The organism is Paludibacter propionicigenes WB4, assembly GCF_000183135.1.
Lineage (GTDB): Bacteria > Bacteroidota > Bacteroidia > Bacteroidales > Paludibacteraceae > Paludibacter > Paludibacter propionicigenes.
The window spans coordinates 977,323-992,055 of record NC_014734.1 but is presented as its reverse complement, the minus strand read 5'-3'; the positions used below and the strand labels follow the sequence as shown (position 1 = coordinate 992,055).

At 39.6% G+C, this 14,733-nt stretch carries 10 protein-coding genes and 1 pseudogene; 9 read left to right on the top strand and 2 right to left on the bottom strand.

What is annotated here, in order from left to right:
- Positions 1-20 precede the first annotated feature (20 nt).
- The 3 genes and pseudogenes from PALPR_RS04090 to PALPR_RS04080 all read left to right on the top strand — a co-directional run.
- A complete protein-coding gene (locus tag PALPR_RS04090; protein WP_013444352.1) occupies positions 21-1,967 on the top strand; it encodes an ABC-F family ATP-binding cassette domain-containing protein in 1,947 nt (648 codons plus the stop codon).
- A 308-nt stretch (positions 1,968-2,275) separates the two neighbouring features.
- The gene (locus PALPR_RS04085) at positions 2,276-2,980 is read left to right on the top strand and encodes an SAM-dependent methyltransferase (RefSeq protein ID WP_013444351.1); all 705 of its coding nucleotides are present in this window, start codon (positions 2,276-2,278) and stop codon (positions 2,978-2,980) included.
- A gap of 117 nt (positions 2,981-3,097) precedes the next feature.
- Positions 3,098-4,273: pseudogene (locus PALPR_RS04080) on the top strand (AMP-binding protein); the annotation flags it as partial.
- 511 nt (positions 4,274-4,784) lie between these two features.
- On the opposite strand, the gene smpB reads toward PALPR_RS04080, so the two are convergent.
- Positions 4,785-5,240, bottom strand: coding sequence for an SsrA-binding protein SmpB (gene smpB / locus PALPR_RS04075; RefSeq protein WP_013444349.1), 456 nt, complete (start codon positions 5,238-5,240; stop codon positions 4,785-4,787).
- A gap of 251 nt (positions 5,241-5,491) precedes the next feature.
- Between smpB and PALPR_RS04070 the strand changes: the two genes are divergently transcribed.
- Together PALPR_RS04070 and PALPR_RS04065 are read left to right on the top strand one after the other, a co-directional pair.
- Positions 5,492-6,091, top strand: coding sequence for a bifunctional nuclease family protein (locus PALPR_RS04070; protein WP_013444348.1), 600 nt, complete (start codon positions 5,492-5,494; stop codon positions 6,089-6,091).
- A 53-nt stretch (positions 6,092-6,144) separates the two neighbouring features.
- On the top strand, positions 6,145-7,401 hold the full coding sequence (locus tag PALPR_RS04065; protein ID WP_013444347.1) for an MFS transporter: 1,257 nt from the start codon (positions 6,145-6,147) through the stop codon (positions 7,399-7,401).
- A gap of 100 nt (positions 7,402-7,501) precedes the next feature.
- Here PALPR_RS04065 and dnaB read toward each other — a convergent pair whose 3' ends face one another.
- Positions 7,502-9,061, bottom strand: coding sequence for a replicative DNA helicase (gene dnaB, locus PALPR_RS04060; RefSeq protein ID WP_013444346.1), 1,560 nt, complete (start codon positions 9,059-9,061; stop codon positions 7,502-7,504).
- A 212-nt stretch (positions 9,062-9,273) separates the two neighbouring features.
- On the opposite strand from dnaB, the gene ispE reads away from it, so the two are divergent.
- The 4 genes from ispE (at position 9,274) to PALPR_RS15885 (ending at position 14,693) form a co-directional block, all read left to right on the top strand.
- Positions 9,274-10,092 (top strand): 4-(cytidine 5'-diphospho)-2-C-methyl-D-erythritol kinase, encoded by an 819-nt coding sequence (gene ispE, locus PALPR_RS04055; protein WP_013444345.1) that lies wholly within the window; start codon positions 9,274-9,276, stop codon positions 10,090-10,092.
- 186 nt (positions 10,093-10,278) lie between these two features.
- Positions 10,279-12,897: a DNA gyrase subunit A gene (gene gyrA, locus PALPR_RS04050; RefSeq protein WP_013444344.1), complete on the top strand. Its 2,619-nt coding sequence runs from the start codon at positions 10,279-10,281 to the stop codon at positions 12,895-12,897.
- Positions 12,898-12,970: 73 nt separating this feature from the next.
- Positions 12,971-14,191: a tetratricopeptide repeat protein gene (locus PALPR_RS04045; RefSeq protein WP_013444343.1), complete on the top strand. Its 1,221-nt coding sequence runs from the start codon at positions 12,971-12,973 to the stop codon at positions 14,189-14,191.
- Between the two features lie 355 nt (positions 14,192-14,546).
- Positions 14,547-14,693: a hypothetical protein gene (locus tag PALPR_RS15885; RefSeq protein ID WP_013444341.1), complete on the top strand. Its 147-nt coding sequence runs from the start codon at positions 14,547-14,549 to the stop codon at positions 14,691-14,693.
- Positions 14,694-14,733 lie beyond the last annotated feature (40 nt).

Sequence of the window (14,733 nt, the reverse complement as noted above, 5' to 3'; positions counted from 1 at the left end):
TTATCTCGAAAGTTTATAATATGATATCTGTAGAACAACTTACGGTTGAATTTGGCGGCTCGCCGCTTTTTGATGAAATTAGTTTTTTAGTAAATCCTAAAGACAGAATAGCCTTAGTAGGTAAAAACGGAGCGGGTAAAACCACATTACTCCGTATTTTTTCCGGAAAGCAGGCTCCTACGAAAGGAAAGATTTTAATTCCGAAGGATTTGTCCATTGGCTATTTGCCACAGCATATGATTCATAACGAAGGTACCACGGTGATGCAGGAAGCAGAAAAGGCTTTTGAGCACATTACCGATTTGCAGGCCGAAATTGAACGCATGAATGTGGAACTGGCCGAAAGAACTGATTACGAATCGGCAGAGTACCACGATTTGATAGAGAAGCTGACTCGGGATAATGAACATCTACAGATTATAGGCAACGGTAATTTTTATGGCGAAATAGAGAAAACATTGCTCGGACTAGGTTTTTTGCGTTCGGATTTCGATCGCCAGTGTTCGGAATTTAGTGGCGGATGGCGTATGCGCATTGAGTTGGCCAAGATCCTCTTGCAACGTCCTGACGTATTACTACTCGATGAGCCGACCAACCATTTGGATATAGAATCAATACAATGGCTGGAAAGTTTCCTGATTACTTGTGGAAGTGCTATTTTGTTGGTTTCGCACGACCGCGCCTTTATTGATGCAGTTACCACGCGGACTATCGAAATTTCGTTGGGTAAGATTTACGATTACAACGTAAATTATTCAAAGTATGTGCAGTTGCGCATCGAAAGGCACGACCAACAGGTAAGAGCCTACGAGAATCAGCAGAAACTGATTGCCGATACCGAGGAGTTTATTGCCCGTTACCGCTATCAGGCAACCAAGGCCGTTCAGGTTCAGTCGCGCATCAAGCAGCTGGAAAAACTGGAACGGTTGGAGGTTGATCAGGAAGATAATTCAAAATTAAGTCTTAAGTTTTCGCCTGCACCGCGGTCGGGAAGCATTCCTGTGGAGATTGAGCATTTGTCAAAAGCGTATGGAAACCAGTTGATTCTGGATAACATCGGGATGATTATCAACCGGGGAGAAAAAGTGGCTTTTGTAGGTAAAAACGGTGAAGGTAAAAGTACGCTCGTAAAATGTATTATGAGCGAAATAGAGTATTCGGGAATACTGAAACTGGGACATAACGTAAAAATCGGTTATTTTGCTCAAAATCAGGCTTCGCTGCTCGATGAAAACAGAACTGTTTTTGAAACGATTGACTACGTGGCGGTGGGCGATATTCGAACCAAGATACGCGATATTCTGGGCGCATTTATGTTTGGAGGCGAAGCTTCCGACAAGAAAGTGAAAGTACTCTCAGGGGGTGAACGCAGCAGGTTGGCTATGATTCGCCTATTGCTTGAACCGGTCAATTTGTTGATTCTGGATGAGCCTACCAATCACTTGGATATGCGCTCGAAGGATGTATTGAAAGAAGCTATCAAAGCTTTTGATGGAACGGTTATCGTGGTTTCGCACGACCGTGAATTTCTGGATGGACTGGTAACTAAAGTGTATGAGTTTGGCAACAAAAAAGTACGCGAACATTTAGGAGGCATCTATGAATTTCTTCAGTATAAAAAGATGGATACCTTGCGAGAACTGGAGGTTGCGACTTCGCTTAAAGCCACAAGCGATGCTGTAGAAAAACCGGTTTCGGAGAACAAGATGAGTTATGAAGCCAGAAAGGAGCATAACCGGAAAATAAGAAAAGCCGAAAAAGCAGTGGAAGAAGTTGAAAAGATGGTTTCGGCGCTGGAAGACGAAATTGCTGCCATGGTTAAGCAACTCGAATTGCCAGAATACGCATCCGATAATGATTATATTATGCTTTATCAGAAAAAACAGCGTGAAATGGAACAGAAAGTGTACGAGTGGGAAATACTGAGCGAAGAGGCCGATAACCTGAAAGCTGAAGTCGCCGATTAAGTTCTGTAAGGCACTTTGTTGCTTTCTATGAAGTTTCTTTGCTAACGAAATACTTCTCCGAAACACCTGAGTATGGCTCTGAAAACTTTGAAGACGGTTCGGAAGAGTTCGAAGACTTCATTGCAGAGTATAAAGGTATCCCCTCGGAGCATAAAGATGACCCCTTAGAGCATAAAGGCATCCCCTTAGGGCAAAAAGATGACACTTCAGAGCATAAAGGACTATGAAATAGGTAAAACCTATGCTGCTGAAGTTGTAAAGGCTTAAGCTGTGCACATTAGAAATATAAAAACAAGATTCAATAAATTATGCCAAACTTATACCTTATTCCAACTTCGCTGGGCGAGTGTGATTTTAGTAGAATTCTTCCCGCGTATAATACCGGGATTGTTACAGCCTTGCGGTATTTTATAGTGGAAGATGTGCGTACAGCCCGTCGGTTTCTCAAGAAATCGAACCCTGCCATTGATATTGACAGTCTGACTTTCTATGTTCTCAATCAGCATACATCGCCCGAGGAATTGAGCGGATTTCTGAAACCAATGTTCGACGGAAACGATATTGGCGTATTGTCCGAAGCCGGATGCCCTGCCATTGCCGATCCGGGTGCCGATGTGGTGGCTATTGCCCAACGGCACAATTTTACGGTAGTTCCGCTTGTTGGTCCATCGTCCATTTTGTTGTCGCTTATGGCGTCGGGTTTCAATGGACAGAGTTTTGCTTTTGTCGGTTATCTGCCCATACAGCCCGACGAACGTTCCAAAGCCTTAAAAAAACTGGAATCAAGAGCATATTCTGAAAATCAGTCTCAGATCTTTATCGAAACGCCTTACCGCAATATGAAGATGCTGGAAGAAATTCTCCGGGTTTGTCAGCCTGCTACCCGGTTATGTATTGCTGCGGACATTACTTTGGAAACCGAATTTATCAAAACCAATACGGTGAAAGAATGGAAAACGAAGCTTCCTGAATTGAGCAAAAGACCTTGTATCTTTATACTTTATAAATCCTGATCCGGTCTGATATATTCACTTCTTCAAGAAAATATAAAATCTGCACCTTTTTCAATTATATGCTTTATCTTTGCGCGACTTTTTAGGCAGAAGAAATGCTAAGATAAAACACACCGAATGAATAAAAAAATAGAGCCCAAGCCTCTTACGCTTCAGTCTTTGATTGATTATTCTGTAAAGAATTTTTCTACCCAACTTTCGGTTTCATTCGTTGATGGTAAACCTATCACCTACAAAGAGCTTGGTCGGCAAATAGAGGAACTCTCTAAACTGTTGTACTCTTTCGGTTTACGAAAAGGAGATAAAGTAGCCTTGTTAAGCCACAATATGCCCAACTGGGTGGTTGCTTACTTCGCTGTAGTTTCCAAGGGGCTGGTTATAGTCCCTGTTTTGCCCGATTTTACCCGTGTAGAGATAGAAAACGTATTGCTACATTCCGAATCGAAAGCATTGTTTATCAGTGAAAGATTGCTTACGCGAATAGAAGGGCTGGAATTGCCATTGCTGGAAGCTACAATTCTGCTTGATAATTTTTCGATACTTAACGGATCTTCTGACACTGAAGCTAAAGCAGTTGATTGCTCCAAAATCATCGTCGAAGAGGAAGATACTGCTGCCATAATTTACACCTCGGGCACTACCGGAAGATCAAAGGGTGTTGTGCTTTCTCACAAGAGCATAACATTCATAGCCATGCAATCGGATGCATTTCAGTCCATATCCAAAGCCGATGTGTTTCTGTCATTGCTTCCCCTGTCGCATACGTATGAAAATTCCATCGGGATGCTGTTCCCCATTATGTATGGTGCATCCATTTATTATCTTGAAAAACCTCCCACTGCTGCTGCATTACTACCGGCTTTAGCTAAAATAAGGCCTACTATGATGCTCTCCGTACCTTTAATTATGGAGAAACTCTATAAAACCCAAATTCAAAGTAAGTTCGCCAGCAACCAATTTAAGCGGATGATTTATAAAACGCCGCTTTTCCGTAAAATCATCCATCGTATTGCCGGTAAAAAACTGTATCAAACTTTTGGAGGCAGGCTAAAGTTCTTTGGCATTGGAGGAGCTAAACTCGATTCGCGTGTGGAGCGCTTTATGAAAGAAGGTAAATTTCCCTATGCTATTGGTTATGGTTTAACCGAAACTGCTCCTTTGCTGGCGGGCGCTGGAGTTCAACAAACAAAATTACAGTCAACCGGTTTTGCTGTTCCGGGCGTTCAGCTAAAGATAAATAATCCTGACAAAAAAGGGGTAGGAGAGATCTGGGCAAAAGGACCCAATGTGATGAAAGGTTACTATAAAAACCCCGAAGCGACAGCAGAAGTGCTTACCGCAGACGGTTGGTTTAAAACCGGAGATTACGGACGGTTCGATTCGCGTAAAAGGCTCTACATAAAGGGTAGAATTAAAAATACGATAGTCGGTGCAAGCGGTGAGAATATTTATCCGGAAGATATCGAAACGATTATCAACAATCATAAGTTGGTTGTAGAATCGCTTGTATTGGAAGAAGATGGATTTCTGGTAGCCAAGGTATTGCTGGATATCGAAGAACTTGAAAAAGTTATCGGTCACTTTAAATCCGTTATCGAAGACAAGAAGGAGAAACACAAGGCATGGAAAGCCAATTTTATGAAAGAGCTGAACGAGAAGCTGAACCGTGTATCTCAGATTAATCGTATCGACATCATGGATGAGCCTTTCGAAAAAACAGCTTCTCAGAAGATTAAGCGGTTTTTGTATTCAAAACAGCATAAATCGGAACATAAAAAAAAGAGCGAAATGATTCGCTCTTTTTTTATGCCCTCATGGCTCTGTCTATGCTTCGTTTATCCTCTTTCTCTTTCAAAGACTGTCGCTTATCGTATGTTTTCTTTCCTTTGCCAAGTCCTATTTCCAGTTTGGCTAATCCTTTGTCGTTTATAAACATTTTGGTGGGAATGATCGTGTTACCCGTTTCCTTGGTTCCTCGAATGAGTTTGTTTAGTTCTCTTTTGGTAAGCAGTAGCTTGCGGTCTCTGCGCACGTCGTGATTATTGTAAGTGCCAAAAAAATAGGTGGCAATATGCATGTTTCTTACCCACAATTCATTGTTGATAAAGGTGCAATACGTATCGGCCAAACTGGCTTTTCCATCCCGGATGGATTTTATTTCAGTTCCGTATAGTTGAATTCCAGCCAGATACTTGTCGAGTATTTCATAATCGAAAGTAGCCCGCTTGTTTCTGATAAGTATATTTGATTTTTTGAACATCGAATTTTATAATTTGCTCAACAAAAGTACATCAAAGAAATGAATATCCCAATATATTCGGGTAACTTCCGTTTTTGAGCTCAAAAAGCATTTATCCCCTTTATACCAAAGTTTTATTTAATTTATGAATTATCCTTTTAAAAATATCTGTATATTTGTTGCCCGTTAAAATAAATGCAATAGTGCTTTGATGTTGAAAAAATAAGGATACGACTGTCAAGTATAATCCTTTAATTATTAATTGAATAAATATGGATTCTGATATAAAGTTGACAATTACAGGGTTGGTTTACAATCAAACAGTTGTGGGGACTTATGGGCTGGTATTGAGCGAAGAGCTTGGTAACCGGCGTTTTTCGGTGATGATTGGCGAACCTGAGGCGCAATCTATCGCATTAAAGATGAACAACAAGAAATCTCCCAGACCGCTAACTCATGACTTAATCAAGAGTTTGCTCGGGGTGTTTGAGGCCGAATTGCAGAAAGTGTTGATCTATGATATGGTGAATGATGTGTTTTATTCAGAACTTTATATCAAAAAAGATGATAACGTTCTGATTATTGACGCCCGCACTTCGGATGCTGTGGCGTTGGCAGTGCGTTCGGACTGTCCGATATACATTAAATCGGAAATTCTGAATATTGTGGGAACCGAAGTAGAGCCACAGGCACAAGAGGAAGTAAAAAAGGTGAATTTACCCGAAAATAATGAAGACTTAACCGACGAAGATTTGGATTTATTGCCGTTGACAGCCTTGGAAGAAATGCTCGAAATGGCTATAAATAAAGAAAAATACGAATTGGCTGTCACTATACGTGATGCCATTAAAAGACACTCCGACTCAAAATAAACCACGCAGTTATTATTTCAAAAGCATAAACAACTTAAGTAAAACAAGAAATCATGAATTTAAAGTTACGTTTGATAATACTGAATTTTCTTCAGTTCTTTGTATGGGGTGCCTGGATGATGACATTGGGGCATTACGGCTTTGTTGAAAAACAATGGAATGGAGCTGAATTTGGTTTGGTGTTTTCTACCATGGGATTTGCATCACTCATTATGCCAACATTGTTTGGAATTATTGCAGATAAATGGCAGGCTAAGTACGTTTATGCTATCTTGCATTTACTGTTTGGAGCGACGATGTGTTTTCTGCCGCTTATTGATGCGCCGATGCCGTTTTTCTGGGTTTTACTCGTGGCTATGAGTTTTTATATGCCGACTATCGGTCTTAATAATTCGATTGGTTTCAATGTGTTGAAAAACGAGGGAAAAGATCCTACAACATATTTTCCTCCTATAAGGGTTTGGGGCACAGTAGGTTTTATTGTAGCCATGTGGATTACCAATCTGTTTACCAAAGAGTGGGGCTTTGGGCAAAGCATAAAAGTGTCTTTTTTCATTGCAGCGATAATGGCTTTTGCGCTGTCTCTTTTCTCGTTCATATTTTTGCCTGTCGTAAAGAAAGAACCAAAAAGTCTTGCTGCCAGAACGTTGGTGCAGAAATTAGGGTTAGAAGCTTTTGTGCTGTTTAAACAAAAAAAGATGGCGCTGTTCTTTGTCTTTAGTTTAATGTTGGGAGCTGCACTTCAATTGACCAATGCCTACGGTGACAGCTTTCTGCAGGATGCAGATGTGTTTCCGAAAGGGGGCATAATCAATAATTTTTCAACCATAATTTTGTCTATTTCTCAAATTTCGGAAACTCTTTTCATTTTGGCTATTCCTTTCTTTATGAAGAGGCTGGGTATCAAAAATGTTATGTTGCTCAGTATGCTTGCCTGGGTATTGCGTTTTGGTTTATTTGGTTTGGCCGGAAATACCAACATAGGTTTCGCATTGATAGTGTCTTCGTGCATTATTTACGGAATGGCATTCGATTTTTTCAATATTTCAGGAGCATTGTTCGTTGAGCAAAACACAGACTCATCTATCCAGTCATCGGCGCAGGGAGTTTTTATGCTAATGACCAATGGAGTTGGTGCCGTATTAGGAAATATTATCGCCGGATTCGTTATTGCCAAATGGTTTGAGAATCCGATAACACATGCTAAAGACTGGCCCGGAATATGGTATTCTTTTGCCGGATATGCATTGGTAGTAGCTATTCTATTTTCCGTATTATTCAGGTATAAACACAATCCGAAAGAAGCATGAGTTTGATGTAGCGTAAAGTCGCTACTATTAAACAGATAAAAAAACTGCTGTAAAGAATAATCCTTACAGCAGTTTTTTTTGTAGATTATTTTTAAGCTTTTCAGAACGGCACTTCATCGTTTCGTCCACCTCCAAGCAAAGGATTGGAAGCAGGCGGAGTACTTAAAACGCCATCTCCGTAGAAATTAGTTCCGGCTGGTTCATTCATTTTGGATGAAATAACCTGATAACCTGCATTGAAAGGATTGTCATCTTTGTCTCTGTCATCTTTATTCATGAATTTTGCGTATTGCCCTTTAAACTTCAGTTGTACATCGCCTGTTGCACCATTACGGTGTTTGGCAATAATGATTTCGGCAATTCCCAATAGCGAGTTTCCCTGAGCATCTTCGGTCAGATGATAGTACTCCGGTCGGTGGATAAAGCAAACCATGTCGGCATCTTGCTCGATAGCACCGGATTCACGCAAATCCGATAATTGAGGACGTTTTCCCTCCAGACCCGAGCGCCCTTCAACACCACGATTGAGCTGCGAGAGTGCAATGATTGGAATATCAAGTTCTTTTGCCAGTCCTTTCAGCGAGCGGGAAATAATACTTACCTCTTGCTCGCGACTACCGAAACTCATACCACTGGCATTCATCAACTGCAGGTAGTCAATAATCAGACATTGTACTTTATGCTCTTTTACCAGCCGGCGTGCTTTACTTCTGAGCTCAAAAACCGATAAACTGGGAGTGTCGTCCACAAAAATGGGAGCATCAATCAATTCTTTTATGTCCTTGTCCAGTTTGTTCCATTCTTCTTTGTCCAGTTGTCCGTTTTTTACTTTTTCACCTTCCAGTTCGCATACGTTCATTATCAAACGGTTTACCAACTGAACGTTGGACATTTCGAGCGAGAACAGTGCAACCGGTTGATTATAATCTACCCCCATGTTTTTAGCCATAGAGAGCACAAAAGCTGTTTTCCCCATCGCTGGACGGGCTGCAATGATAATCAAATCGGATTTTTGCCAACCTGATGTTATCTTATCGAGGCTGTGGAAGCCGGTAGCCACACCGCTGGCACCTTGTTTCTCGGCCGCTGCCTGCATACGGTGAATGGCTTCTTCTATAACCGGATTGATCTGCGTAACGTCTTTTTTCAGGTTGCGCTGCGATACTTCAAAGAGCATTCCTTCTGCTTCCTGCATTAAGTCATCCACATCCGATTTGTCGTCAAAAGCTTTGGTTTGTATTTCAGTAGAAATCCGTATCAGCTCTCTGGCAAGAAATTTCTGCGTAATGATACGTGCGTGATACTCCAGGTGAGCTGCCGACGAAACTTTGGCTGTAAGTAATGTAATGTAATACGGTCCGCCTACCTCGTCGATATTTCCGTTTTTTCGCAATTGCTCAGTAACCGTGTGCATATCAATCGGCTCCTGTTGCATAGCCAGCGTAGTTATAGCCTCATAAATCTTTTGATGCGCTACTTTGTAAAAGCATTCGGGCTTTAGAATTTCAGAAATGAGAGAATATGCATCTTTCTCAATCATTATTGCACCCAACACAGCCTCTTCAAGTTCAGGAGCCTGTGGTGGAAGTTTACCAAATTCATTAGCGGGAATTGGAGTAGGTGTTGTAGGTTTTTTGCTATAATTGCGTTTTTCAGCCATTTTGATAGGTAAAGTTACTCGTTTAGAAATTTGTTTTTGTGAGTTTCAAAAGTACTAAAGATTTTCGATAGTTTCATATTAATTTTTTCAACAACTTATTCACATGTAAGCTCAAATTATCCTGTAATATTTATCCTCAGAATGATAAAAAATGTTTATCTTTGAATTATGTTTTCTCAAAAACTTATACGAGATTTATACTCTTTATCCAAATGCTTACATATCCAAACGCAAAAATAAATCTGGGGCTCAATGTCGTTGAAAAACGTCCGGATGGTTATCATAATATCGAAACGATTTTTTATCCCATCGGTTTGTCGGATGTCCTGCAGGTTGAAGTTTCAGAAACATGTACTGATTACAGCTTTTCTTCCTCGGGTATTCAGATCGACGGTGATCCGGAAGATAATCTGATTGTGAAAGCTTATCATCTTTTGCGTTCGGGATATCAGTTTCCACCCATAGATATTTCGCTGATCAAGCAAATACCCTTTGGAGCGGGTCTGGGTGGCGGTTCGTCCGATGCGGCTTTTATGTTGGAGACGCTTAATGAAATGTTTCAGCTTAAAATTACACCCGGAAGACTGGAAAAAATAGCGGCTAAACTGGGGGCAGATTGTCCGGTGTTTATAAAGAATAAACCGGTATTTGCTACAGGTATAGGTAATGTCTTTACACCAATAAAATTATCTTTGAAAGGTTATTTTCTTTTGCTCGTAAAACCGGATATCCATGTGTCGACTCCTGTGGCCTATTCGATGATAGATCCACAAAAACCGGAAGTGTCTCTTTCGGAACTTATTCTCAAGCCAATTTCCGAATGGAAAAATGTGGTAAAAAATGATTTCGAAAAATCAGTTTTTGCTAAATATCCCGAAATTGAAAATATAAAAAATACACTGTACAATATGGGTGCTATTTATGCTTCCATGTCGGGTTCGGGCTCGTCGGTTTATGGAATTTTTGAATCGGCGCCTCCAAAAACAGAGGTGTTTCAAGACTACTTTGTAACTGGTGGTGAACTTGACTGATTTATCGTGCAAATTATTCTTTTGTTTGAGTTGTAATATTTTGATTTTCAATAATATGTTTGGGTTTATATTGTGTGTTAAAATACATTTTTGTAGAGTGTGATTTTTTAGCAAAAGGCTTGCCTAATCCAATTAAAAGTAGTACTTTAGTGCGATTTTTTAGATAGAAATAAAATTAAAAAATAGATGATTGATCAAGACAGAATTATTAAGGTAAACATTGACGAAGAGATGAAGTCTTCGTACATCGATTATTCCATGTCGGTGATTGTATCCCGTGCATTACCTGATGTGCGTGATGGTTTTAAACCGGTTCACCGCCGAGTTTTATTTGGGATGAACGAATTGGGAAATAACTCCGATAAACCCTATAAAAAATCTGCAAGAATTGTTGGGGAAGTAATGGGTAAATACCACCCGCATGGTGACTCTTCCATTTATGGTACATTGGTTCGTATGGCTCAGCATTGGTCTATGCGTTATCCTTTGGTTGACGGACAGGGAAACTTTGGTTCGGTAGATGGTGATAGTCCTGCTGCAATGCGTTATACCGAAGCACGTTTGCGCAAATTGTCTGAGGATATGTTGGTTGACATAAATAAAGACACAGTTGATTTTCAGTTGAACTTTGATGATACACTGAAAGAACCTACTGTTTTGCCAAGCCGTATTCCCAACTTGTTAGTTAACGGATCTTCGGGTATTGCTGTAGGTATGGCTACCAATATGGCTCCTCATAATTTGAGCGAAGTAGTTGATGCAACTATTGCTTACATTGATAATAACGACATTGAAATTTCGGAAATTTTAAAATATATCAAAGCTCCCGATTTCCCGACAGGTGGCATCATCTACGGTTATGCAGGAGTAAAAGAAGCTTTTGAAACAGGACGCGGACGTATCGTTGTTCGCTCTAAAGTAGAAATTGAAACTGATGCTCAGGGACGCGAAAAAATCGTCATCAACGAGATACCTTATCAGGTAAACAAAGTGGAGCTAATCAAGGCCGTAGTTGCTTTGGTTGAAGATAAAAAAGTGGAAGGTATTGCACATATCAACGATGAATCGGACCGTGAAGGAATGCGTATCGTAGTGGATGTTAAACGCGATGCCAATTCGAGTGTAGTGTTGAACAAACTGTTTAAGTACACTGCTTTACAATCGTCTTTTAGTGTAAATAATATTGCATTGGTTCATGGTCGTCCACGCATGTTGAACGTGAAAGATTTGATTCATTATTTCGTAGAACACCGTCATGAAGTAGTTATTCGCCGTACAAGATTCGAGCTTGGTGAAGCCGAAAAACGTGCTCATTTATTGGAGGGTTTTATGATTATTTTGGATAATCTTGATGAAGCAATTCAGATTATTCGTGATTCAAAAACTCCCGATGAAGCCCGTACTCGTTTAATGGAACGCTTCGGATTGTCTGAAATTCAGTCTCGTGCTATTGTAGAAATGCGTTTGCGTCAGCTTACCGGCATGGAGCAGGATAAACTTCGTGCAGAGTATGAAGAAGTAATGAAGTTGATTGCACACTTGAAAGAAATTCTTGAAAAGATAGAACTTCGTATGCAAATCATTAAAGATGAATTGTTGGAAGTGAAAGCAAAATATGGCGACGCTCGTCGTACACAAATTGTATATTCTTCCGAAGAATTTAATCCTGAAGATTTCTATGCCGATGATGAAATGATTATCACTATCTCTCATCTTGGCTACATCAAACGTACTGCATTGAGCGAATTCAGGGCTCAGGGTCGGGGAGGAGTTGGTTCGAAAGGAAGCGATTCGCGCGACGAGGACTTTATTGAGTACATATATCCAGCTTCGATGCACAACACGATGTTATTCTTTACATCGAAAGGTAAATGCTATTGGTTGAAAGTATACGATATTCCTGAAGGAAGCAAAAATTCAAAAGGACGTGCCATTCAGAATATGCTTAACATTGATAACGATGATAAAGTGAACGCATTTATTCGTGTCAAAGGGCTGAATGACCCTGAATATACCAAATCGCACTATCTGATTTTTGCAACTAAAAACGGTGTAATCAAGAAAACTTCGCTCGAAGCTTATTCTCGTCCACGCCAGAATGGTGTAAATGCAATCACTATCAGAGAAGATGATCAGGTGATACAAGTTCGCCTGACGGATGGAAACTCGGAAGTATTGATGGCTAACCGCAATGGTCGTGCAATCCGTTTCCATGAGTCTAAAGTACGTGAAATGGGTCGTACAGCTACCGGAGTACGTGGTATGACGCTTGACGAAGATGGAGAGGACGAATTGGTAGGCATGATTTGTGTAAACAAAGAAGATAATGAAAACATTATGGTTGTTTCGCAACAAGGCTACGGAAAGCGTACACTGCTTGATGAAGTGGATGACGAAGGTAATCTTATGCTTGACGAAAATGGTGAAACTATTCCGGTATACCGTGTTACCAATCGTGGAGGAAAAGGTGTGAAAACCATGAACATTACCGATAAAACAGGAAAACTGGTTACAATCAAAAACGTTACAGACGAAAACGACCTGATGATTATCAATAAATCAGGTATCACTATTCGACTTAAAGTAGCTGATTTCAGGGTTATGGGACGTGCCACTCAAGGAGTTCGGTTGATAAATCTGGAAAAACGAAACGATGAAATAGCATCAGTATGTAAGGTGCTTTCTGAAAACGAAGAAGAAGTAGTTGAAGAAACTGAAGTATCGGCAGTTCCGGTAACAGATGCTGTAGTAGGTGAAACCGAGACTGATGTTCAGACCGAAACAGAAGAACAAGTGGAAGAATAATAAACAACTTACACCGTTATACAAATTGTGTAACGGTGTAAAATATAATAGCTAATAAAAAACTCAAGTCATCATGAAAAAACTTATTTTATCGTTATTTTTGGTAATAAGCTTTACATTCTCCTATGCCCAAAAAGCAAATGTTTCTAAGGCAAAGAATAAAGCTTTAATGGAAAATCCGGACTTTGCCGGAGCACGTGAGGCCATAAAACTGGCATTGCAGGATTCTACAACAAAAAATCTGGCAGAGACATGGTATGTAGCCGGATTGATTGGCTATTCACAAAGCGATGCTGCTTATAAAAAAGCAATTTTGAGACAGCCTATCGATACAGTGGCTAAAGGAAAAGCAATGTTGGAGTCATACGACTATTTTGTACAGGCAGATAAACTGGATCAACAACCTGATGCTAAAGGTAAAGTTAAGCCTAAATTTACAAAAGATATCAAAGCGAAATTGACAGACTATTACAGAACTCAACAACACCTTATCTCTTACGGAGCTTATCAGTTTGAGAAGAAGGATTTTGCCGGAGCTTATAACACATTCAATGTGTTTTTAGAAATTCCAAAACTTCCTCTTATGAATAATGAGATTAAGATGGATTCAACTTATGACATGATTTCTTATTATGCCGGAATATCGGCTATTAATGCGAAAATGACTGATAAAGCAATCAGCGTATTTGAAAGCTTGAAAACTAAGAAATATGAAACTAAGGCAGTTTATCAATCGCTTTATGAGCAATATATGAATAAAAAAGATTCGACTAGCGCTGTAAATACTTTGAAAGAAGCTGTTAATAAGTTCCCGTCTGATATGTGGTTCATGCAAAATCTGATAAATTACTACATCTACTCTAAAAAGATTAATGATGCATTAGTTTACCTGAATGCAGCTATCGAAAAAGAACCTACCATGGGTCAATATTATTATGTAAAGGGTAACCTGGAAGAAGCCAATAATAACTTTGACGGAGCATTGGCGGCTATAGATAAATCAATACAACTGGATCCAACAATGGCTGATGCTTATGCTGCTAAAGGACGTTTGTATTACAATAAAGCCGTGAGAATGGCTGAAGAAGCTAATAAAATTAAAGACGTAAAGGCTTATAATGCTGAAATGAAAAAGGTTGATGGTGTGTTTAAAGAATCAGTTCCTTTCTTCAAAAAAGCTTCAGAAATGAATCCGAAAGAAGTTGATTACAAAAAGACACTTAAGACTTTGTACTATCGTCTGAAAATGGATGCAGAATTCGAAGCCATTAATAAAGAAATTAATGCAATGTAATTTCTCATTTTCTCTTATTTTAAAAGGCTGTTCGGGAAACCGGATAGCCTTTTTTGTTGCTTTGAAAACGTATTTGATAATTGTTGACTTTGGATCAAATAAGTCTGATAGTTGCGAAAACACTGTTATTCTTGGATGATTGACTGTTTTAGATGTTGATAACCAAGCTTTATTGTAGTAGGAGAAATTGTAATGAGAATTTGATTATAAGTTCTAAATAGTCTTATATCTCCAATAGAATTGTTTCATGTCAACAGTATTTAAATTGAACCTAATGAACTGGCTGCTTATATGAAAATAAGATAGTGATATGAATCATTGGACTTAAAATAACGGCACTTATAATGATTATGGGATGATTCTCATTACCGACAGGGGAAAAGCGCTTTATCGCGGTGTGGATGCCACGAAAGTGGACGATTATACCATTACTTCCATCCTTCAGCGCATAGGAACTTCTAAAGGAGGAAAAACAAATTCTGCTAAGACTGGGAAAGCATAAGGTCAATTGATATAATAAAAATCCCCTCAAAGCTTTCTTT

Excerpts from the sequence above, each read along its gene's own strand:
- PALPR_RS04090 (WP_013444352.1), top strand. The coding sequence starts at position 21 with ATGATATCTGTAGAACAACTTACGGTTGAATTTGGCGGCTCGCCGCTT.
- PALPR_RS04085 (WP_013444351.1), top strand. The coding sequence starts at position 2,276 with ATGCCAAACTTATACCTTATTCCAACTTCGCTGGGCGAGTGTGATTTT.
- smpB (WP_013444349.1), bottom strand. The coding sequence starts at position 5,240 with ATGTTCAAAAAATCAAATATACTTATCAGAAACAAGCGGGCTACTTTC.
- PALPR_RS04070 (WP_013444348.1), top strand. The coding sequence starts at position 5,492 with ATGGATTCTGATATAAAGTTGACAATTACAGGGTTGGTTTACAATCAA.
- PALPR_RS04065 (WP_013444347.1), top strand. The coding sequence starts at position 6,145 with ATGAATTTAAAGTTACGTTTGATAATACTGAATTTTCTTCAGTTCTTT.
- dnaB (WP_013444346.1), bottom strand. The coding sequence starts at position 9,061 with ATGGCTGAAAAACGCAATTATAGCAAAAAACCTACAACACCTACTCCA.
- ispE (WP_013444345.1), top strand. The coding sequence starts at position 9,274 with ATGCTTACATATCCAAACGCAAAAATAAATCTGGGGCTCAATGTCGTT.
- gyrA (WP_013444344.1), top strand. The coding sequence starts at position 10,279 with ATGATTGATCAAGACAGAATTATTAAGGTAAACATTGACGAAGAGATG.
- PALPR_RS04045 (WP_013444343.1), top strand. The coding sequence starts at position 12,971 with ATGAAAAAACTTATTTTATCGTTATTTTTGGTAATAAGCTTTACATTC.
- PALPR_RS15885 (WP_013444341.1), top strand. The coding sequence starts at position 14,547 with ATGATTCTCATTACCGACAGGGGAAAAGCGCTTTATCGCGGTGTGGAT.